This is a genomic window from Pseudomonas sp. F3-2 (assembly GCF_038804275.1).
Classification (GTDB): domain Bacteria; phylum Pseudomonadota; class Gammaproteobacteria; order Pseudomonadales; family Pseudomonadaceae; genus Aquipseudomonas.
This window is the reverse complement of sequence record NZ_CP152388.1, coordinates 616,783-638,447: the sequence shown is the minus strand read 5'-3', so window position 1 is coordinate 638,447 and position 21,665 is coordinate 616,783. Positions and strand designations below refer to the sequence as shown.

General features: G+C 61.0%; 14 protein-coding genes. 7 read left to right on the top strand and 7 right to left on the bottom strand.

Annotated features, from left to right (window positions below; genetic code table 11):
* The first annotated feature begins 206 nt into the window (after positions 1–206).
* From AAGQ88_RS02895 to AAGQ88_RS02875, 5 genes are all read left to right on the top strand, one after another.
* Positions 207–854, top strand: coding sequence for a DedA family protein (locus tag AAGQ88_RS02895; protein ID WP_342654393.1), 648 nt, complete (start codon positions 207–209; stop codon positions 852–854).
* A 3-nt stretch (positions 855–857) separates the two neighbouring features.
* Complete coding sequence (locus AAGQ88_RS02890; protein ID WP_342654392.1) at positions 858–1,682, top strand: M90 family metallopeptidase; 825 nt, start codon at positions 858–860, stop codon at positions 1,680–1,682.
* Positions 1,683–1,783: 101 nt separating this feature from the next.
* Positions 1,784–2,311: an inorganic diphosphatase gene (gene ppa / locus AAGQ88_RS02885; protein ID WP_062384817.1), complete on the top strand. Its 528-nt coding sequence runs from the start codon at positions 1,784–1,786 to the stop codon at positions 2,309–2,311.
* Between the two features lie 522 nt (positions 2,312–2,833).
* The gene (locus AAGQ88_RS02880) at positions 2,834–3,559 is read left to right on the top strand and encodes an XRE family transcriptional regulator (RefSeq protein WP_342654391.1); all 726 of its coding nucleotides are present in this window, start codon (positions 2,834–2,836) and stop codon (positions 3,557–3,559) included.
* 569 nt (positions 3,560–4,128) lie between these two features.
* Entirely contained in the window at positions 4,129–9,744 is a 5,616-nt protein-coding gene (locus tag AAGQ88_RS02875) for a putative Ig domain-containing protein (protein ID WP_342654390.1), read from the top strand.
* A gap of 150 nt (positions 9,745–9,894) precedes the next feature.
* Here AAGQ88_RS02875 and AAGQ88_RS02870 read toward each other — a convergent pair whose 3' ends face one another.
* The 6 genes from AAGQ88_RS02870 to AAGQ88_RS02845 all read right to left on the bottom strand — a co-directional run bounded on the left by AAGQ88_RS02870 (position 9,895) and on the right by AAGQ88_RS02845 (position 17,487).
* Positions 9,895–11,250 carry a TolC family outer membrane protein gene (locus tag AAGQ88_RS02870; RefSeq protein WP_342655727.1) on the bottom strand — a complete coding sequence of 452 codons (1,356 nt, stop codon included), beginning with the start codon at positions 11,248–11,250 and terminating at the stop codon, positions 9,895–9,897.
* Between the two features lie 5 nt (positions 11,251–11,255).
* Entirely contained in the window at positions 11,256–12,626 is a 1,371-nt protein-coding gene (locus AAGQ88_RS02865; protein WP_342654389.1) for an HlyD family type I secretion periplasmic adaptor subunit, read from the bottom strand.
* Positions 12,619–14,340 (bottom strand): type I secretion system permease/ATPase, encoded by a 1,722-nt coding sequence (locus AAGQ88_RS02860; RefSeq protein WP_285424310.1) that lies wholly within the window; start codon positions 14,338–14,340, stop codon positions 12,619–12,621. The genes AAGQ88_RS02865 and AAGQ88_RS02860 overlap by 8 nt, the downstream gene beginning before the upstream one ends.
* Before the next feature lie 346 nt (positions 14,341–14,686).
* On the bottom strand, positions 14,687–15,568 hold the full coding sequence (locus AAGQ88_RS02855; RefSeq protein WP_342654388.1) for a LysR family transcriptional regulator: 882 nt from the start codon (positions 15,566–15,568) through the stop codon (positions 14,687–14,689).
* A 58-nt stretch (positions 15,569–15,626) separates the two neighbouring features.
* On the bottom strand, positions 15,627–16,379 hold the full coding sequence (locus AAGQ88_RS02850) for an Asp/Glu racemase (protein ID WP_342654387.1): 753 nt from the start codon (positions 16,377–16,379) through the stop codon (positions 15,627–15,629).
* Positions 16,380–16,521: 142 nt separating this feature from the next.
* Positions 16,522–17,487: a LysR family transcriptional regulator gene (locus AAGQ88_RS02845; protein ID WP_285424313.1), complete on the bottom strand. Its 966-nt coding sequence runs from the start codon at positions 17,485–17,487 to the stop codon at positions 16,522–16,524.
* A gap of 122 nt (positions 17,488–17,609) precedes the next feature.
* Here AAGQ88_RS02845 and AAGQ88_RS02840 point away from each other — a divergent pair, with 122 nt between their 5' ends.
* Both AAGQ88_RS02840 and AAGQ88_RS02835 read left to right on the top strand, forming a co-directional pair.
* Complete coding sequence (locus AAGQ88_RS02840) at positions 17,610–18,806, top strand: fumarylacetoacetate hydrolase family protein (protein ID WP_342654386.1); 1,197 nt, start codon at positions 17,610–17,612, stop codon at positions 18,804–18,806.
* Between the two features lie 131 nt (positions 18,807–18,937).
* Positions 18,938–20,722, top strand: a complete 1,785-nt coding sequence (locus AAGQ88_RS02835; RefSeq protein WP_342654385.1) for an IlvD/Edd family dehydratase — start codon at positions 18,938–18,940, stop codon at positions 20,720–20,722.
* A 33-nt stretch (positions 20,723–20,755) separates the two neighbouring features.
* Here the strand turns inward: AAGQ88_RS02835 and AAGQ88_RS02830 are convergent, their stop codons facing one another.
* The gene (locus AAGQ88_RS02830; RefSeq protein ID WP_342654384.1) at positions 20,756–21,661 is read right to left on the bottom strand and encodes a LysR substrate-binding domain-containing protein; all 906 of its coding nucleotides are present in this window, start codon (positions 21,659–21,661) and stop codon (positions 20,756–20,758) included.
* Between the last annotated feature and the right edge of the window lie 4 nt (positions 21,662–21,665).

Genomic DNA, 21,665 nt, shown 5'->3' with positions numbered 1-21,665 from the left:
GATCAATCGATATTCGGTGCTGCAGGCCTGTAGCGTCCTCGGGCGAGCGCGCTCCTGCAGAGGTCTGTGCGTCATCACTACCAAATGTTTCAATCGCTGGTCCGGCGCCAGCAATATCCTGTTTCTTCCCTCTATAATGCGGCCCAATTCCCTTCGACTCATCGTCCGCACGACCCGGAATCGGGTCTCACAACCAGGTGCCGTACATGGATTTCAACCCGCTTGACCTGATTCTCCACCTCGACGTCTACCTCGACATGCTGGTGTCCAACTACGGCACTTGGGTCTACGCGATTCTGTTTCTGGTCATTTTCTGCGAAACCGGTCTGGTCGTGACCCCCTTCCTGCCGGGTGATTCATTGCTCTTTATCGCAGGCGCGGTGGCAGCGGGTGGCGCGATGGATCCGGTGCTGCTGGCGTGCCTGCTGATGGCCGCGGCGATACTCGGCGACAGCACCAACTACGTGATTGGCCGAACGTTGGGGGACCGCCTGTTCCGCAATCCGGATTCGAAAATATTCCGCCGCGATTACCTGACCAAAACCCATGAATTTTATGAGCGCCATGGCGGCAAAACCGTGACGCTGGCGCGCTTTCTGCCGATCATCCGCACCTTCGCGCCATTCGTGGCAGGCGTGGGCAAGATGCATTACCTGCGCTTTCTGAGCTTCAGCGTGCTGGGATCGGTGCTCTGGGTAGGCGGTCTGGTGGCTCTGGGCTTCTTCTTCGGCAACATCCCCTTCATCAAGAAAAATCTGACGCTGCTGGTACTGGCAATCATCCTGATTTCGCTGCTGCCGATGATCATCGGGCTGGTCCGCAGCCGCATGGGCCGCTCCGCAGAAGCCCGCTGATCGATGTGGTCGCTGGGGAACTGGCTCAAGCGTCGCACGCTGGCGCGCAATCCCGTCGATCCTGCCGTATGGGAGCGTGTGCGTCAGCGACTGCCGATCCTCGACGGCCTGAGCGCCGAAGAAGACCGCTACCTGCTCGACAGCTGCGTACTGTTTCTGCGAGCCAAACACCTCACCGCGCTCGAAGGCGTGAATCTGGATGACGAGTCGCGGCTTTTTCTTGCTGCGCAGGCGCAGTTGCCGCTGCTGGCGCTGGGCGATCTGAACTGGTATCAGGGATTTCACGAGATCATTCTGTACGGCGATGACTTCGTCAGCCCGCAGCGGCACCGCGACGCCAGCGGTGTGGAGCACGAGTGGGACGGCAAGCACAGCGGCGAGGCCTGGTCGCAGGGGCCGGTCATTCTGGCGTGGCCGGGTGTGCTGTCGAGTGGTGGCTGGGAGGCCTACAACCTCGTCATTCACGAACTGGCGCACAAACTGGACATGCTCAATGGCGACGCCAACGGCCTTCCGCCGCTGCACCCCGACATGCGCATCAGTGACTGGACCAGCACCATGCAGAGCGCATTCGACGATCTCAACCGGCAGCTGGACGCCGACCCGGACGCCGAAACGCTCATCGATCCTTACGCCGCCGAGAACCCCGCGGAATTCTTCGCCGTGATCAGCGAGTACTTCTTCAGTGCCCCGGATTTGCTGGTCGAAGCGTATCCGCAGGTGTATCAGCAGCTCAGAGCCTTCTACCGTCAGGACCCTCTTGCACGGCTTACGGCACTTCAAGCGCAAAACCCGGTCTATCAGGCTCACGACGACGCCCGGGGCTGATTGGCGTACATGGCAACCGCTGCCGAATATGCCTATAATCCGGCCCACTTTTTGGCGTTGGACGCCAGATTCTGAATGGTCAACCAAGGGGGCAAAGCCCAATGAGCTACAGCAAGATTCCGGCCGGTAAAGACCTGCCGAATGACATCTACGTCGCAATCGAGATCCCGGCCAATCACGCGCCGATCAAGTACGAAATCGACAAAGAAAGCGACTGCCTGTTCGTTGACCGTTTCATGGCCACGCCGATGTTTTACCCGGCCAACTACGGTTTCATCCCGAACACCCTGGCTGACGACGGCGACCCGCTCGACGTGCTGGTCGTAACGCCTTACCCGGTAGCGCCAGGCTCGGTCATCCGCGCCCGCCCGGTCGGCGTACTGAACATGACCGACGACGGCGGCGGCGACGCCAAAGTCATCGCTGTTCCACACGACAAACTGTCCCAGCTGTACGTTGACGTGAAGGAATACACCGACCTGCCACCGCTGCTGATCCAGCAGATCGAGCACTTCTTCGCGAACTACAAGGATCTCGAGAAGGGCAAGTGGGTCAAGATCGAAGGCTGGGCAGGCGCCGATGCCGCTCGCGAAGCGATCACCAAATCGGTCGCAGCCTACAAAGGCTGATTCGACTTGCCGTCTTCAGGGCACCCGTGACGGGTGTTCTGAAGGCTGCACCCTCCTGTTTTTTGTCTTTAACGCAACGCCCTCTCGCTGCAAGGCGATTCATTCGCTGTCTTGCGTACAACAATTGCGCAATCCATCGCCTCAGTGATCTGATCACCACGCCCGCCGATTCGCCTGAATTATCCGATTTTCCCCCACGCGGATGTTTAAAGAGATCCACCTCCAGACAATCTGTTTATTCGGATAAAGCGCTTACCCGTTTTCGGCAACAATCGATCCTTCATAATCGCGCTGCGTCTCAATACCCAAGGCTCTATAACGCGAGTCATTAAAACACTCACAACTTTGCAGCCACTTCATTGCATTGCGGGCCCTGTTGATCGTAATCAAAACAGTGAAGGAAACAGCCTACATACCTGCTTGAGTCTTGTAATCCGGCCACTCAATCGCAAGGTTGATCGCCCACTCATTTGAACACTTCGTTCATTTAAACAAAGCGCGGCCGCCCGTAAACTTCGGGGCATGAATACATCAGGTGATCGACTACGCATCCTCTTGCGAGAGTGCCATCTCTCTGCAACAGACTTCGCCGCCAACCGCAAGGTAACGCCGCAACACGTGAACAACTGGTTCAAACGCGGCATTCCGATGGCGCGCATGGAAGAAGTGGCTGAACTGCTGAGCGTCAACGCGCGCTGGCTGCGCAGCGGCGAAGGCCCCAAACACCCCGGAGAGGCACGAGACAAACCCGGCATGGACGGCATTCATAAAGGACGAGCCGAGCGGCACGGCGCGCGCGATGAACTCGATATACCGTTCTATTCCGAATCTCGCGCGCAGGGCACGGGGCGAACGGCCGTGAGCGAGATACCCAACCATAAGGCGCGCCTGTCACGGCGGATCATCGACGCCATGGACGTGGAGCTGCACAACGCAATCTGCATCGCCATGGTCGGCAACAGCATGGCCGACAAGATCCAGGACGGCTCGCTTATCGCGGTCGACCGAGGCCGGGTGCAGGTCATCGACGGCGAAATGTATGCGATCGAGCACGACGGCATGCTGCGGGTAAAATGCCTGTACCGCCTGCCCGGTGGCGCGTTGCGGCTGCGCAGTCACAACGCTGGCGAATACCCCGATGAAATTTTCACTGCCGAACAGATTCAGGAGCAGAACATCCAGATTCTGGGCTGGGTCTTCTGGTGGGCGACCCTCAACAACCGGCGCCACCCCGCAACACTGCCTTGATTCATAGCGAAAAAGACAAATGGCGGCACACCAACGCTGGGCAGACGCGTCGAACATCAGTATCCTGCACGCCTTCGTTTCAACATCCACCGGCTATCCGCGGGTGGATGACGGGCCTGGTCCAGTATTCGTGACTGGCCTCGCCGACCTGACAAGCGCCTCCTCGCAGCGCGCACTTTTGCGGATGGGTGCGGTTAGCCAAAAACTAATCAAACCTGTCACCGAGAAGCCGGCCACAAGCCGGCTTTTTAATTGTCCAAAATAATCCTGCCCCATCCGAACATTCTGCCGATGCTTATCTCTCTCGGACGTCGCAGGCTGATGTCGGCGCACGCCATTTCTGACGCCAACCCCCTGACCAGCCCCTCATCCCACTGTCATTTCTACACCGCCAAACAACCGTCAAAATCCCACCACCAAAATTTCAAAACTCATTAAAAACTTGGGTTTTGTTGACGCTTCTCCGACATATGGTCGCAATTTTTTCTCCTCACTGGGTCATATCAGCAAGGTTGCTGATGGGAAATTGGCATCTACTGTGTATCCAGCCAGTCTTCGGAGATAACTGCATGATTTTCAATGTAAAGGATTTTGGCGCCGTGGGTGATGGCGTGACTGATGACACCGCCGCCATCCAGAGTGCTATTGATGCAGCGGCCGCCGCCGGCGGGGGTCAGGTTTATGTGCCTACTGGTACTTACATTGTTTCAGGTGGTGAGGAGCCTTCCGATGGCTGCTTGATGCTCAAAAGCAATGTGTACATGAACGGCGACGGGATGGGACAGAGCAACATTAAGGTCGCCGACGGTTCTGACACGAAGATCACCGGGATCATCCGCTCGGCCTATGGTGAGGAAACCCATGATTTCGGTTTGAGCAATCTGACGCTGGACGGCAACCGGGACCATACCACCGGCAAGATCGACGGCTGGTTCAACGGCTATATACCGGGTCAGGAAGGTTATGACTCGAACGTCACGCTGGATGGCGTCGAGATCAAGGACTGTTCGGGGTACGGTTTTGATCCGCACGAGCAGACCGTCAATATGGTGATCAAGAACAGTGTTTCCCACGGCAACGGCCTGGATGGCTTCGTGGCGGATTTCCTCAGCGACAGCACCTTCGAAAACAACATTGCCTACGACAATGATCGTCATGGCTTCAACGTGGTGACCAGCTCGCACGATTTCACGCTCACCAATAACGTTGCCTATGGCAACGGCGGTGGCGGGATTGTGGTGCAGCGCGGCAGTGAGAACATTCCTTCGCCGGACAACATCACGATCACAGGTGGTGAGGTGTATGGAAATGGCGCCGAGGGCGTGCTGATCAAGCTGTCCAGCGAGGTCTCGCTGACCGGCGTGAATATCCACGACAACAGCAGTGCCGGCATTCGTATTTATGGCAGTAACCACGTCGACGTCAGCGATAACGTGCTGAGCAATAACTCACTGGGGGCGCCGGTTCCGGAAATCATCATTCAGTCTTACGACGATACGCAGGGCGTATCGGGCAAGTATTACACCGGCAGCGACAACACCATCCAGGGCAATACCATCAGCGGCAGTGACCTTTCGACCTACGGCGTTGCCGAGCGTAATGAAGACGGGACTGATCGCAACGCAATCATCGGCAACACCATCAGCCACACCAGCAAAGGCGACACGCTGGTGTATGGCGATGGCAGCTATGCCAGCGACACGGTGCCAGTTACCACCATTCAAGGTACGGATGGCAATGACACATTGCTGGGCAGCGCCGGTAACGAGATCATTTATGGCGGTGCGGGTAACGATGTCATCAATGGCGGCGCTGGCGACGACACGCTGGTGGGCGGCGCTGGAACGGACACGCTGACTGGCGGCGCGGGTGCCGACATCTTCCGCTTCGCGAATCAGTCTGACAGCTATCGCAATGCGACCAAGAGCTTCGATGACCTGATCACCGACTTCGATGTCACACAAGACAAGATCGATCTTGCCGGCCTGGGCTTCACCGGGTTGGGCAACGGTCGCGGCGGCACCTTGCAGATCAGCTACAGCGCCAGCAACGATCGCACCTATATCAAGGACTACGATGCCGACGCCAACGGCAATCGATTCGAGCTGGTTCTTGCCGGCAACCTCACCGGCACGCTGACCGCGGATAACTTCATTTTCAATCGCGTCGTCACTGGCACGGCGGGCAACGATACCTTGTCGGGTACCGACTCGGCGGAAACGCTGCTCGGCCTGGCTGGCAACGACAGCCTGAACGGCGGCGCAGGTGACGACAAACTCGACGGCGGCGCGGGCATGGACACGCTGACCGGCGGCGCCGGGGCCGACACCTTTGTGTTCTCCAGCCGCATGGACAGTTACCGGAATTACAACGCCGGGGGTGCGAACCTTGGCGATGTCATCACCGACTTCGATGTCAGCGCAGACAAGATCGACCTGTCGGCACTGGGCTTCACCGGTCTGGCCGACGGCAAGAACGACACTGTTTACCTGGTGCTCAACGCTGACGGGACGAAAACTTACGTCAAGTCTCTGTCGGCCGATGCCAACGGCAACCGCTTCGAGGTCGCGCTGGAAGGCAACTACCTCGACAAGCTGACCAGCGCCAATTTCGTCTTCGCGACGACGCCAACGGTCAACCACGCCCCGGTGGTGGCATCGCCGCTGCTGGACCAGAACGCGACTGAAAACACGCCTTTCAGTTATGTCGTGCCGGCCACCAGTTTTACCGACCCGGACAACGACAGCCTGAGCTACACCGCCACGCTGGCGGACGGCAGCCCGCTGCCGCAATGGCTGACGTTCGACGCAGCAACGCGCACGTTCAGTGGCACGCCGAGTGACACCGCGTCAGGCACCTACGCTGTTCTTGTCACCGCAACCGATGGCAGCAACGCGACGGTCAGCGACAGTTTCACGCTCGCCGTGCAAGACGTCACCGGGACGCCGGGCGTCATCAATGGCACGCCGAACAGCGACAGGCTCATTGGCACAGTCGCCAACGAGCAGTTGTTCGGCGGTGCCGGCAACGACACCCTAGATGGCGGCGCTGGCAACGACGTGCTGATCGGGGGCGCCGGCTCTGACAAACTCACCGGCGGCGCGGGGGCGGACGTGTTCCGTTTCACCTCCAAACTGGACAGCTATCGCACCGCGACCACGAGCAGCAGCGACCAGATCCTGGACTTCGATGTGTCGGCCGACAAAATCGACGTGTCTGCGTTGGGCTATACCGGCCTGGGCAATGGCGTCGACGGCACGTTGCAGGTGACGTACAACGCCACCACCTACCGCACCTACCTCAAAGACAACGTGGCGGATGCCAATGGCAACCGGTTCGAGGTCTCGCTGGCGGGCAATCTGGTCAACAGCCTCACCACCAGCCACTTTGTATTTGCCGATCACAGCACGCCGGGCAACGTAGCGCCGGTAGTGGTCATTCCATTGCTGGATCAGAACGCCACCGAAAGTTCGCCGTTCAGTTACACCGTCACCGACAACAGTTTCGCCGACGGCAATCGAGATGCTCTGACCTTCACGGCGACGCTGGCGGACGGCACACCGCTGCCGGCCTGGTTGAGCTTCGATGCGGCCAGCATGACCTTCAGCGGCACGCCGTCGGACACTGCAGCAGGTAATTACAGTGTCTTGATCAAGGCCACTGATCCATCCGGCGCTTCGGTCAGCGACAGCTTTGCGTTGGCGGTAGCCGATGCCCCGGCCAATACCGTGACCGGCACCGACAACGCCGAGACGTTGAATGGAACAGCCGGCGCTGACCTGATCCTGGGCTTGGGCGGTAACGACACGATCAGAGGCGGCGCCGGCTCGGACATCCTCGACGGTGGCGCCGGGCGCGATTCACTGTATGGCGGCGAAGGCGCTGACACGTTCCGCTACTTGAATGTGCTCGACAGCTACCGCGACTACGACGCAGGCGGCGCAACGGCTACCGACACCCTCTACGACTTCACTCAGGGTGTGGACAAGATTGATGTCTCGGCGCTGGGTTTCCTTGGCCTGGGTGACGGCAGCAACCATACGCTTTACCTCAGCCTGAACGCTGCGGGCGACAAAACCTACATCAAGTCCAGCGAAGCTGACGCCGACGGCAACCGATTCGAGATTGCCCTGAGCGGCAACTACATGGACAGCCTGACGGCCGACGACTTCGTGTTCGGCGAGCGGGCGCAGCAGGACATTCTTTATCTTCCGACGCTGGGTCAGTCCAATGCGCGGCTGCTGCGGATGACTGAAGACGACGATCAATCCGGCACCTCGATGCTGGTCAATGACCTCAGCAAATACACCACCTACGACGTGCGCAGCCAGTTCACCGACGCCGACGGAACCGGTATCGATATCGCGGTGGGTGGTAGCACGGTGAACGGCATGTCGACGTTGGGCGCAGAGGAGCTGAAGCTGTGCTGGTGGCTCACCGACACGAACCAACCTGGCCCTGCCCTGCTGCGCGCAGTTGCACTGCTGCAGGACCAGCTGACGGAACTCAAGTCCATCGACAACGTTACGATGGGCATCATTTGGGGCCAGGGCGAGGAAGCGGCGCAGGAAATCGCCCGCTCGACTGACAAAGAAGCAGCGGCGGCCGCCTACAAGGCTGCGACGCTGTCGGTCTTCGACTATCTGCATGACCAGTTCGGCAACTTCAATGTGTACATGATGGAGACCGGCCACTACGACGAAGACGCGGCGCGCGTGCGCGGCTACTCCGAGGAGAAGATCGCGGACATCGTGGCCGGCGTTGGCTATGTCCGGGCGGTCCAGGAATCGATTGCCTCCACACGCGACGACGTCAAGCTGGCAGTCGATTACACCGACCTGCCACTGCGCCATGAGGTCGATCCGTTGGTCTACCCGGATGACGTCTGGCACCTGCACGAGGAGTCGGCAGAGATCGTCGGTCAACGCCTGGCCGATTACATCGCCGGGGATCTCGGCTTCCAGGGCGATGCAACCGACAACAACAGCGTGCAAGCGATCTACGACGGCGCTCACAACGAAGGCGGCAAGATTTTCGGCACCGACCAGGACGACACCCTGGTTGGCAGCAGCGGCGATGACACACTGGACGGCGACCTCGGCGCCGACATGATGATGGGGGGCGACGGCAACGACATCTACGTCGTCGACAACAGGTTCGACAGCGTTGTCGAGAGCAATACCGCCCTTTCGCAAGTCGACACTGTGCAGGCGTCGGTCAGTTGGACCTTGGGGGACAATCTCGAGAATCTGATGCTCACCGGCGTGTCTGCCATCGACGGCACCGGCAATGCCCTGCGTAACTTCATGTCAGGCAACGCGGCCGACAACGTCCTCAACGGTGCGGGCGGCGCTGACAACATGACCGGCGGCAATGGCAACGACACCTACTATGTCGACGACGTCGGCGATGCGGTCATCGAAACCAACAGCGATCCGCTGCTGGGCGGTATCGACAGCGTTCACAGCTCGCTCGCCGCGTACACCTTGGGCAGCAATGTGGAAAACCTGTACATCGACGCGAGTGGCGCCGCCAACGGCACGGGCAACGCCCTGGACAACACGCTGTTCGCGGGTGCCGGCAATAACGTCCTGGATGGGCGCGACGGCAATGACACCGTGTCGTTCGAGCGGGCGCTGGCCGGTATCACCGCAACCCTGTCGACCTCGGCGCAACAGAACACCGTCGGCGCGGGTCTCGATACGTTGAAAAACTTCGAGAACCTCACCGGCAGTGCGTACGACGACAGCCTGACCGGCAACAGCGGCGCGAACGTGCTCAACGGTGGCGCAGGCAACGATACGTTGGTCGGCGGCTCCGGTAACGACCGCCTGATCGGTGGCGAAGGTACTGACAACCTGATTGGCGGCACCGGTGCGGATACTTACGTATTCGGGGCGTTGTCGGACATGGGCGTCGGAACCCTGCGCGACGTGATCAGTGGTTTCAAATCCGCCGAGGGCGACAGACTGGACTTCACTGGCCTGGATGCGAACCCGCTGACCGCACAGATCGACGCGTTCAGTTTCATCGGCAGCAATGCTTTCGACGCGACCAACGCGACCGGGCAATTGCGCTTCGCTGACGGCGTGCTGTACGGGAGTATCAATGCCGATGCGACGCCGGAGTTCGAAATCCAGCTGACCGGGGTCAAGGAACTGCACGCCAGCGACTTCACCGCCTGATCAATACCCGCGTTTCCCGGCAACACGAAGGCCCTCTGACTGAGGGCCTTTTCTTTTTTGGTTCGCCGCGCGTTTTGCTGGAGCAGGGTTTGAACGAAGAGGAGTTGACGACAGAACCGTGTGCCGACTGAACCGTCGCCAAGGCTGTGGTCAGAACAGGCTCTGTACCTGCTCAAGCACGGCGCGGTTCATTTGCCCGGTGTGCGTGTGCAAGCTGACGTAGCTTTGCAGCATGTCGAGCTTGGTGTTCAGCAAGTCACGGCGGGCCTGAAATACGCGTTGCTGGGCATCGAGGATATCCACGGTGGAGCGCACCCCGCCTTGAAAGCCTTTTTCCGTCGACGTCAGCGCTCGCTGGTTGGACTCGACTGCGCGCTGCATGGCCTTGCTTTTGGTGAACCCGGCGACCACACCCAGATAATCGGTCTCGATATCCTCTGACAGTTGCTGGCGCTGGACGTCGTAATCGGACTGCGCGCCCGCCAGTTGCGCCTGGGCTTTTTCGACCGATGCGCGCACCGCACCGCCGCGATACAGCGGGATGTCCAGCTGCACGCCGACGTAATAGCTGTCCTGCCGCGGGTCGAGCTCCTGGTACTGGCGCGTTTCGCGTCGGGTCATCTGAGTGGTCAGCGACAGCGTGGGGTAGTGGCCGGCGCGCTGGCTGTCGACCTGCGCTTCAGCCACCTTCACGGCCGCCAGCCGGGCCGCCAGTTCCGGGCTGGCGTCACGAGCAATCGCGGTCCAGAACGGCAGGTCCCGTTCCGGAGGAAGAGGGCTTTGGGCAGCGAGCGTTTCGCCCATGGGTTGAATGTCGTCGACGGCAACGCGGGTGCGCCCAGCCAGTGCTCTCAGGGCGGCCACGCGGCGGGCACGGGCCTCCGCTTCTTGGGCTTGCACCAGGTCGAATCGCGCCTGCGCTTCGTCGATGTCAGTAATGGCGCCCTGCCCCGACTCATAAAGCTTCTTGCTTTGGGTCACCAGTCCGCTGATGGCAGCTTTCTGCTGAGTGATCAGCTTGATTTCATTCTCGGCCCTGGCCACCTCGAAATATGCCTTGGCAACGCGATCGTAGAGACTCTGGCCTGCGACATCGAACTGCTGGACACCCAGTTGTCCCCGGGCCTTGCCTTCTTGATAGGCGGCCCAGCGTCCCTTGTCGTAGAGCGGTTGTTGCGCCGCCAGCGTCACGTTGTTGGACTGGTAGTCGTTACTGTTCACGTAGCTGCTGTCGGTGCCGCCATCGGTGCGCCCGCCGTAGCCATACCGCGACGACAACGAGACCTGCGGGTAAAGACCGCCACGGCCGATTGCCTCTTCATGTTGCGAGGCGTCGTAAGCGTGCCCGGCTGACTGGATGGTGGGGTCGTTCAGCCGCGAAGCATCGAAGGCGGCGATAAGGCTGAGGCCGGGGTCAGCGGCCCACACCGGGCTGAACGCCACCCAACCGGTACACACACCCAACAACAAGCGCGCACTGGACGCCCTATAGAAACGACGTGCAATCACGCTTATTCCTCCTTGAAAGCAGCGAGCAGGCGTTCGCGCAGGGGTTTCATCAGGTAGTTCATGAGGGTCCGCTCACCCGTGACCACGGTGACGTCGGCCAACATGCCGGGACGTACCAGCAAGCCTGCGTTTTGCAGCGAGGCCACGGTCTCTGCCGGGATCTCGACCTTGGCCGAAAAGTACGGGCGGTGGGTCTGTTCATCGATCAGCTGGTCCGCCGAAACGGTGCTGACCGTGCCGACGACCGTAGGTGTATCGACCCGTTGCAACGCGGTGAAATGCACGTGCACAGGCAGCCCCGGGCGCAGCTTATTGGCCATCAGCGGCTCGAAACGCGCGGTGATCGCCATCGGCGCATCCAGTGGCACCACCTGCATCAGGCTCTGGCCCGCCTGGGTGACGCCGCCGACCGTGTGAATGGTCATGTCCATGACCTGCCCGGAGACGGGCGCACGAATCGCTCCGTTTTCCACCTGAAACTGCAATGCGCGAATCTGGTCGGCCAAGCCTGCGGCCTCTGCGGACACATCACTGAGCTGCGTTTCGGCGTCGCGACGGAACTCCTGCTGAGTCTGCAGAATTTTGAGTTTGCTTTCGTTGATCGCCTGGCGGGTCTTGCCGATGTCGCCCACTCCGGACGCGATCTGCCCCGCCAACTGCGCGGCATTGCGCTCCGCTTCGAACAACTTGTTACGAGGGACATAACCTTCACGCGCCAGATCGCGCAGGCCCTCGAGTTCTTGTTGCTGGAAGTTCATCTGCGCATCGTAGTTGCGCTTGACGCCGTTATAGCCGCTCAACTGCTGCTGCAACGACTCAACCTCATGCTCGATAATCTGCACCCGACTGGCCAATTCTGCGCGCCGGGTCAGAAACAACTGAGTCTGCAACGCCATGGCCGCCTTGACCCGGCGCTCGTCGGCGCGCTCCAGCAACTCCGGCGGCCACTCGATCTTCTCCTCGCCCAGACGTTCAGCATTCAGCCGTGCCTCGACGCTGCGATCATTGAGTAACTTGCCCATCGTCACGTCCAATTGCGACTGCGGCTGGACTGTATTGAGCTGCACCAACAGTTGCCCCTGGGTCACGCGGTCACCCTCGCTCACCAGCAGCTGATCGACCACCCCGCCAACCAATGACTGCACCGCCTTGCGCTCGCCAGCGACCACTACCGTGCCACTGCCCACCACGCCCTGATCAAGCGGCGCAAGACAGGCCCACAGCAGGAAGCCACCGAGCGCGAGCACCATAAACCCTACGCCATAACGCGCAGCGCCCCGCGCGTCGGTGCTGGCAACGGGTGTGAGTCCAGCGTTGCGCAGGGACATGCCCTGCTCGCCGCGTGCCTGGGGAACGGATTTCACGTCACGCATCCTTTCCGGCCTCCCTGACCGCGGCCGGCTTTGGCGCGGGCATGAGCGCCTTGAGCACCCGGTCACGCGGGCCAAAGGCTTGCTGCGTGCCGTCCCTGAGCAACAGAATCTGGTCGACAACCGCCAGCACGCTTGGGCGGTGGGTGATCAGCACCACGGTGCTGCCTGCGGCCTTGAGCGCATTGATGGCCTGGATCAAGGCCAACTCGCCTGCCTCATCCAGGTTGGAATTGGGTTCGTCCAGAATGATCAGCGTCGGGTTTCCATAAAGCGCTCGTGCCAGGCCCAGCCGTTGTTTCTGACCGCCAGACAGGCCCAGCCCGCCGGGGCCGAGCGGGGTGTCGTAGCCCTCGGGAAAACGCAGGATCATTTCGTGGATGCCTGCGTGGCGGCTCGCTGCAATCACCTTGTCGGCGTCTTGCTCGCCGAACCGGGCAATGTTGTCCGCGACGGTGCCGGCGAACAGTTCGATGTCTTGAGGCAAGTAACCCAAGTGCGGGCCCAGTGCATCGTGGGACCATTGACTGATTTCAGCGTCGTCGAGGCGCACCGACCCACCGAGCGGCGGCCAGACGCCTACCAACGCCCTCGCCAATGTCGACTTGCCGCTGGCGCTCGGGCCGACCACTGCCAGCACCTCACCCTTGGCGAGGCTCAGGTTGATCCCGCGCAAGATTGGCTGCGTCGCCCCCGGCGGTCCGACGTAGAGCTGCTCCAGGCGCACCGCACCGGTGGGTGGCGGTAACGGCATGCGCAGGCGGTGCGGTGGGTGCTGTGTCAGCAACTGGCTCAAACGCTGGTAGCTCTGGCGCCCGGAGTTGAATTGCTTCCACGAGCCGATGGCGATTTCCACAGGCGCCAACGCGCGCCCCAGCAGCAGCGACATCGCGATCATCATGCCCGCGGAAAGCTGCCCCTCCAGCACCAGCAACGCACCCAGCCCCAACGACAACGATTGCCCGGAAATTCGCACAAACCGCGTGGCAGAGGTGATACGCGCGCTGCGGTCGCTGGCTTGCGCCTGAGCGGCGATGATCCGTTGCTGCAGCAAGCTCCAGCGCTGCCGGAGTGGCCCGAGCATGCCCAGGGCCTGAATCACCTCGGCGTTCTGCAGAGTGCTGTTCACATACGCCGCCGACTGCACGCCCAGCCGGTTGGCCTCGCCCAGTCCCGTTCGTGTCGCCAGCTCACCCCACAACGCCAGGCCTGCCAGCACCAGCGCGAGCACCAGAGTCAGCACGCCGAACCAGAAGTGAAAAATGAACGCCACCAGCAAAAAGATCGGCAGCCAGGGCGCGTCCAGCAACGCGATCAGCCCCTGCCCGGTGATCAGCTGACGCAGTGTCGCCAGGTCAGTGAGTACCTGCGCCGGGTTGGCGTTGTGTTCGCGCAAGCTGCGGGCGAACGCAGCATCGAAGATGCGCTCCCCAAGTGCCTCGTCCAGCCCCGCGCTCATGCGGATCATGACCTGCCCGCGAACCCATTCGATGAGCCCGCTGAACATGAACAAGCCCAGCGCGATCAGCGTGAGCATGAACAGCGTGGTCTCATTTCGGCTGGTCAGCACACGATCGTAAACCTGCATCATGTACAGCGACGGCACCAGCACCAGCATGTTGATCACGCCGCTGAACAGGGCCAGAGACCAGAACACTCGCCGATAGCTCAGCAAGGCAGCATCAATGTCATGACGCGGATCGAGTAGGAAACGCATAGGAGTGAACCGTCGGGAAGATAGTCAGTCTGCTCGCAATCCGTGCGCTGGATGGCACATCGAGGGCAGGACTAAAGCCCTGAAACCCGGTCGTTGATACCGCGCACTAATGACAGCACGGGCGTGAAGAAGTGCCATCGCCGTGCCATCTTCCGATGGGTTGCACGGTCTGGATTATTCAGGCGAACCATTGGCGACAGGCGACAGGTCCACCCCGTTACGCACATTTCCACTGTGGGAGTGAATTCATCCGTGAAGCGCTGAGGAAGGCGAAACGGATGTAACGCCTAATGTCGCTGAACCTCTGCGCGCAACATCCTCGCAGGACTGTTCGTGCGTGTTCTCCCTATTCCCCCAACACATGCGCTAAAAACAGCTGCGCCGCTGTGGATAAACCTGCTCGCGATCTCACGCACACCGAGAGTTCGCGACTGGCCCAAGGCTCGTTCAAGCGGACGATGCTGGCGCCATTGAGCTGATAAATCGCGGCGCTGCCTTCGGGCATGATGCCAATGCCGACGCCCGCCTGAACCATCAGGCACAACGCGTCGTAGCTGGCGACTTCCATGCGGATTTTCAGCGAGCGGCCGAGATCGTTGGCGGCTTTGATCAGCTGGAAATTCAAGTGAGTGCCGCTGCGCAGCGCCACGTATTCGTAGTCGAGGGTGTCGTTGAGGTCGACGCTGTCGCGCCCGGCAAGCGGATGCTCATGGGGCACCAGCAACACGAGGCGGTCGCTGCGGAACGGGAAGACTTCAATGTCCGCGCCATGGGGCAGGCGCGTGAAGATGCCGATGTCTGCACGGTTTTCCGCGACGGCCTTGGTGATCGCCAGGCTTTGCTGCTCCTCCAGGCTGACATGGATCAGCGGGTAAAGCGTCATGAACGACTTGATCAGCCCCGGCATGAATTGAGTAATGGCAGAAATGTTGGCCAGCACGTGCACGGAACCGCGCCGGCCGTGGGAATAGTCGCGCATCTGCACGACGATTTCGTTGAGGTTGTTCAGTGCGCTGCGAGCCATGAACAACAACGACAGGCCCGCATCGGTCGGCGTGATGCCTTTGTTGGTGCGCGTAAGCAGCTTTGAGTCGAGCAGCTCTTCCAACTCGCTGAGCCGTTTGCTCACTGCCGCCGCCGCGATGTGTTCGCGCTTCGCGGCGGCGGCAATGGTGCCTTCTTCGACGACGCTGACGAAAAGGCGCAACGAAACGGGGTCGAGCTTCATGTGAGGTACCGGGCGTACTGGCCTGAGTGGCCGCCATAGTACCTCGTCAGACATCGACTCAGAACGCGCCGGACAACAGATGCCCTGCGTTCGGAACCTGCGCTTTGAGGCCCAGGGTTTTCAGCATCTGGTAAACGGTGGCGACCGACGCCGACAGCACCGGCTTATCCAGACGATCCTGTACGACCTGGATCGCCGGCAGCGAAGGCATCTGCACGCAGCACGACAGCACCACGCCATCGGCCTGACCGATGTTCAACTTGTCGGCGTGGGCAACGAGATTCATCGGGTCCAGACGACCGACCTCAAGGTTGTCGGAGACTTCCAGACTGATGGAATCAACCACCTCGATGCCGGACGCTTCGATGTAGTCGATGACCTGCTGGGTCAGTGGCTTCATGTACGGCGTGATGATCGACACCTTCTTGTACTCAAGCATGTTCAGGCTGTCGATCAGTGCGCCTGCCGAACTGAGGACCGGCGCGCTGGATTTGTTCGCGGCAACGGTCTTGCCCAGTCGCTCCTGGGATACGGAGTGATAGCCCGCGCCCTGGCACATGATCGCCACCAGACAGGCATAAGCCATCACGTCCACACGCGCATCGCTGAGTTCCAGGGCGCAGCGGTCGCTGTCGATGTCCATCTTCTTCAGCTCTTCAGGGCTGACGTGCATCATCCGCATGCGCGACGAGTGGAAGGTGAAGCGCTCCTGTGGGAACAAGTCATACCGCGAGGTCAGCATCGCCGGAATTTCAGTTTCCATGGTGGTGTTGGAGCTGGGGACGATCTGGCCGATTCGAAAGTTTTTCACAGGCTCTCCTTTCATTTCGCCACGGGCGGCGGGTCATGTGCGACCGATGGTAGGAGTGCTAGAAAGAGGCGTACATCAGGCATTGGCGAGCCTGCCATCGCGTATGACGATGGCAGCGGATCAGGCAGCGCAGCGGGCAGCGTTATAGGCGGCCGGGCGAGCCCTCTGCATCGCGCGCCAGTTGCGCGTTGGTCAGCAGGATTTCGGCAAATTCCGACGCAGCGCCGAGCAACGGCTCGCCCCGCCGCGTGAGGATTCCGTAGTCCTGCGGCGCAAGTTTCAGCGGCGTGTTGAGCACGGTCAGCAATCCGCTCTCCAGATGTGGCTGCGCCATCGAAGCCGGCAGCATCGCGATCATGGGACCGGACTGCAGCACTTGCAGGAAGGTCTGCATCGAAATGGTATCGATGGTGTTCTTCGGTGTGGAGATCCCCGCCGCCGAGAAGGCCTGCTCCATGCGGGCGCGAATGGGCGTCCCGATCGGGTAGAGAATCCAGGGCCAGTTGCCCAACTCCTGCAGCGGCGTTTCGTCCAGGCGGGTCAATGGGTGACGGCTGTTGACCACCATGCAGAAAGGCTCAGGCGCCAACGGCTGGAAATCGTAGACCTGCTGCTGGTTTTCATGGGTGTAGCGCGCAACGGCCAGGTCCAGTTTTTTGTCGTCGAGCATTTCCATGAGGTGATCGCTGGTCTGCTCCACGACCTCGATCGACAGCAAGGGCCAGCGATTTTTCAGCTGTACGATGGCGTCCGGCAGCACGACCGCCGTGGCCGCGAAGATTGCGCCGACCTTGAGAAAGCCATGGCCGCCTTCACGCAGGCTACTGATCTGATCGACGAACTTGTTCGCATCATTCAAGGCAATTTGCGCGTACCGCACCACATGCTCACCCAACGCAGTCGGCGGCATGTTGCGTGGCAGACGCTCGAACAAGTCAAAACCCAGCAAACGTTCGATCTCGCGCAGCATCTTGCTGACCGCAGGCTGGCTGAGGTTCATATGCAGGGCCGCAGCGTGCATGTTGCGCGTGCGAGCCAGCGTGTCGATCAGCACCAGATGCTTGAACTTGAGCCAGTTACAAACCGTCGAGAAGGAAATATCGGACATGGGCACAGCCTCGAATCGTGATAACCCAATGTTATCGATTATTGAGCAGATGTCATTGGAGTTTATCGGCGCCGCTCATTAGGGTCGGTAGGAAAACCATAAGAATGTCGAGGACTGCTTTCATGCCCATTCAACTTACCCCGGAAAACACCCTGCCCGCCGATGGTCTGAGCGGCACGCTGATTGGTCGCGCCTGGGTCCCGGGCAATGTCGGCGGGCCCTCGCCGATCGTGCTGCGCAGCGACGGCGTGTTCGATCTGTCATCCGCATTCGCCACGTTGAGCGAGCTTCTGGAACGTGAATCGCCCCTTGAAGCGGTGCGCGCGACTCAGGGTCGACGGATCGCCAGCGTCGAAGAGCTGCTGGCCAACTCGACCGCCACGCCTGATCTCGACAAGCCTTTCCTCCTCGCCCCGGCGGATCTGCAAGTGATCAAGGCGGCAGGTGTGACCTTCGCAGCCAGCATGATCGAGCGCGTGATCGAGGAACAGGCCGCAGGCGATCCGGCCAAGGCAGAAAGCGTTCGGTCCATTGTGCACAACGCAATCGGCGACAATCTGCGCAGCATCAAGCCAGGCTCGGAGCAGGCCAGCAAGCTCAAGGCCTTGTTGATCGAACAGGGCATGTGGTCACAATACCTTGAAGTCGGCATCGGCCCGGACGCCGAGATTTTCACCAAGGCGCCCGTGCTCGCAGCCGTCGCCAGCGGCAGCCAGATCGGCATTCATCCAAAATCGGAATGGAACAATCCAGAGCCCGAAGTGGTGCTGGCGGTCAACAGCCGCGGGCAGATTCATGGCGCAACCCTGGGCAACGACGTCAACCTGCGCGACTTCGAAGGCCGCAGCGCACTGCTGCTCAGCAAGGCCAAGGACAACAACGCCTCCTGCGCCATCGGCCCTTTCATCCGCCTGTTCGACGAGACCTTTTCCATGGATGACGTGCGCAATTGCGTGGTCGATCTGCAGGTCAGTGGCGAAGACGGCTACGTGATGAAAGGCTCCAGTTCCATGTCGCAGATCAGTCGCGATCCGCAAGACATCGCAGGGCAGACCCTCAACGCCAACCATCAATACCCGGACGGCTTCCTGCTGTTCCTCGGCACGCTGTTCGCCCCGACCGAAGACCGCGACACCGTCGGCGGCGGCTTCACTCACAAGCTCGGGGATCAGGTCAGCATCAGCAGCCGCCTGTTGGGTGGCCTGCATAATCAGGTGACGCACAGCAGTCAGGCGACACCGTGGACGTTCGGCATCGGCGCGCTGTTCCGCAATCTCGCCGCGCGCAATCTGCTGACGCAACAGGGCAAAGACGTCTGACGATGGCTGCAAAAGTCGGTTGGCCTGTGACCGACTTCTGTGGACGGCTCGCTGTCTGACCGATCCGGCGATATGCAACATGACGCCTCGCTGGCGCATCGAAAACCTAATTCCAAGAGAGACCCCGAATCATGTCCGACAAGCCTGTACGCCCCCTGCGCAGCCAGCAATGGTTCGACGATCCCAGCCACGCGGATATGACCGCGCTCTACGTCGAGCGCTACATGAACTACGGCCTGACCCGCGAAGAACTGCAATCGGGGCGGCCGATCATCGGTATCGCCCAGACGGGCAGCGATCTGGCGCCGTGCAATCGCCATCACCTGGAACTGGCCCAGCGGGTCAAGGCAGGGATTCGCGATGCGGGCGGCATTCCCATGGAGTTCCCCGTTCACCCGATGGCTGAGCAGACGCGCCGCCCGACCGCGGCCCTTGACCGAAACCTCGCGTACCTGGGCCTGGTGGAGATTCTCCACGGCTATCCGCTGGACGGCGTCGTGCTGACCACCGGCTGCGACAAGACCACACCGGCCTGCCTGATGGCCGCCGCCACCACCGATCTTCCGGCGATCGTGCTGTCTGGCGGACCGATGCTCGATGGTCGCCACAAAGGCGAGTTGATCGGTTCGGGCACCGTACTGTGGCATGCGCGCAACCTGCTCTCCGCCGGCGAGATCAACTACGAAGGGTTCATGGAAATGACCACTGCCGCGTCACCGTCGGTGGGCCATTGCAACACCATGGGCACGGCGCTCTCGATGAACGCACTGGCCGAAGCGCTGGGCATGTCGCTGCCCGGTTGCGCCAGTATTCCTGCCGCCTACCGCGAGCGCGGGCAGATGGCCTATATGACGGGCAAGCGCATTTGCGAGCTGGTGCGCGAAGACGTACGCCCCTCGCAGATCATGACCCGCGAAGCTTTCGAGAACGCTATCGCAGTGGCCTCTGCCCTTGGCGCGTCGAGTAACTGCCCGCCGCATCTGATCGCCATCGCACGTCACATGGGTGTCGAGCTGAGCCTGGACGACTGGCAGCACATCGGCGAAGACGTACCGCTGCTCGTCAACTGCATGCCCGCGGGCAAGTACCTGGGCGAAGGTTTTCACCGGGCGGGCGGCGTACCCGCAGTGATGCATGAATTGCAGAAGGCCGGGAAGCTCCATGAAGCGTGCGGCTCGGTGTCGGGCAAGACCATCGGCGAGATCGTGCGCAATGCCGTCGCACACGACGCCGATGTCATCCGCCCCTACGAGGACCCGCTCAAGCACCGCGCAGGCTTCATCGTGCTCAGCGGCAATTTTTTCGACAGCGCCATCATGAAGATGTCGGTGGTCGGCGAAGCCTTCCGCAAGACCTATCTGTCCGAGCCGGGCGCGGAGAACAGTTTCGAGGCGCGGGCCATCGTGTTCGAAGGACCGGAGGACTATCACGCGCGCATCAACGATCCGTCGCTGGACATCGACGAGCGTTGCATTCTGGTGATCCGTGGCGCCGGTACAGTGGGTTATCCGGGCAGCGCCGAAGTGGTGAACATGGCGCCGCCGGCAGAACTGATCAAAAGCGGCATCGACTCGTTGCCCTGCCTGGGCGACGGTCGGCAGAGCGGTACCTCGGCCAGCCCCTCGATCCTGAACATGTCGCCGGAAGCCGCGGTAGGTGGCGGTCTGGCGCTGCTGAAAACCAATGACCGCCTGCGCGTGGACCTGAACAACCGTAGCGTCAACGTATTGGTGAGCGATGAGGAGATGGCCGAGCGGCGTGCCGCTTTCGAGCCCAAGATGCCAGCTTCGCAGACGCCCTGGCAGGAGCTGTATCGTCAACTGGTCGGGCAGCTGTCCACCGGCGGCTGTCTGGAACCGGCAACATTGCACCTGCGCGTGATCGCGCGAAGCGGCGAGCCACGGCATTCGCATTGACGGCAGTTGATCCGCCCGCCACCGACGCGCGGATCACACCAACTTCGGCAAGCCTTTCTCCATCTCCGCAAAGCGGTTCTTCAACAGCGAATGCAGTTGCTGGACCGCAGGTGAAAACTGTTTGCGGTGCGGGCAGACCAGATGCAGCGGGGTCGGCTCGCCGGGGTAATCCGGCAACAGCAACTCCAGCGCGCCCGACCGCACGTCATCGCACACATCCAGCCACGACTTGTACGCCACGCCCTCGCCCGCCACGGCCCAGCGCCGCACCAGGTCGGCATCGTCGGTCAACAGCGGGCCCGACACTGAAATCACCCGCCCGCCGACTCGCCACTTGTCATACACGCGACCGCTGAGCGTGAACAGAAGGCAGTCATGACGCGCCAGATCGTCAGACACCAGCGGCCTGCCCTTGCGCGCCAGATAATCGGGCGCGGCCACCAGCACGCGCCGATTCCAGGGTGCCAGCGGCAAGGCGATGTATTGAGCGTCTTCGATCACCCCATAACGAATGGCGACATCGACCGGGTCGCGAAACATGTCGGCGACCTGATCGGAAACATACAAACGCAGATTCAGCGCAGGATGTTGCCGGCGAAAATCGGTCAGCCAGGGCAGCAGCAGGTTTCGCCCCAGATCGGAGGGCGCAGCCACCTGCAGCGTGCCCTGCAATTGCGCGCTTTCGCGTCGCAGTTTTTCCCGGCCATCACGCAAGGTGTCGAGCACGCTCTGCGCGGTCGGCAGGTACTGCTCGCCTTCGGCAGTCAGACGTAGGCTGCGCGTGGAGCGAGCGAACAGTCGGATATCCAGCTCACGCTCCAGGCGCTTGATCGCGGCAGCAACTTGCCCGGGTAACAAGTCGACCTCGCGGGCGGCATTGGAAAAGCTGCCTAAAGCCGCCGTACGAACGAACAGCGCCAGGTCATCGATGCGGATCATTTTC

What these genes read in the sequence shown, in the direction of transcription:
- AAGQ88_RS02895 (WP_342654393.1), top strand. Translation starts at nt 207, where the DNA reads ATGGATTTCAACCCGCTTGACCTGATTCTCCACCTCGACGTCTACCTC.
- AAGQ88_RS02890 (WP_342654392.1), top strand. Translation starts at nt 858, where the DNA reads ATGTGGTCGCTGGGGAACTGGCTCAAGCGTCGCACGCTGGCGCGCAAT.
- ppa (WP_062384817.1), top strand. Translation starts at nt 1,784, where the DNA reads ATGAGCTACAGCAAGATTCCGGCCGGTAAAGACCTGCCGAATGACATC.
- AAGQ88_RS02880 (WP_342654391.1), top strand. Translation starts at nt 2,834, where the DNA reads ATGAATACATCAGGTGATCGACTACGCATCCTCTTGCGAGAGTGCCAT.
- AAGQ88_RS02875 (WP_342654390.1), top strand. Translation starts at nt 4,129, where the DNA reads ATGATTTTCAATGTAAAGGATTTTGGCGCCGTGGGTGATGGCGTGACT.
- AAGQ88_RS02865 (WP_342654389.1), bottom strand. Translation starts at nt 12,626, where the DNA reads ATGCGTGACGTGAAATCCGTTCCCCAGGCACGCGGCGAGCAGGGCATG.
- AAGQ88_RS02860 (WP_285424310.1), bottom strand. Translation starts at nt 14,340, where the DNA reads ATGCGTTTCCTACTCGATCCGCGTCATGACATTGATGCTGCCTTGCTG.
- AAGQ88_RS02855 (WP_342654388.1), bottom strand. Translation starts at nt 15,568, where the DNA reads ATGAAGCTCGACCCCGTTTCGTTGCGCCTTTTCGTCAGCGTCGTCGAA.
- AAGQ88_RS02845 (WP_285424313.1), bottom strand. Translation starts at nt 17,487, where the DNA reads ATGTCCGATATTTCCTTCTCGACGGTTTGTAACTGGCTCAAGTTCAAG.
- AAGQ88_RS02840 (WP_342654386.1), top strand. Translation starts at nt 17,610, where the DNA reads ATGCCCATTCAACTTACCCCGGAAAACACCCTGCCCGCCGATGGTCTG.
- AAGQ88_RS02835 (WP_342654385.1), top strand. Translation starts at nt 18,938, where the DNA reads ATGTCCGACAAGCCTGTACGCCCCCTGCGCAGCCAGCAATGGTTCGAC.
- AAGQ88_RS02830 (WP_342654384.1), bottom strand. Translation starts at nt 21,661, where the DNA reads ATGATCCGCATCGATGACCTGGCGCTGTTCGTTCGTACGGCGGCTTTA.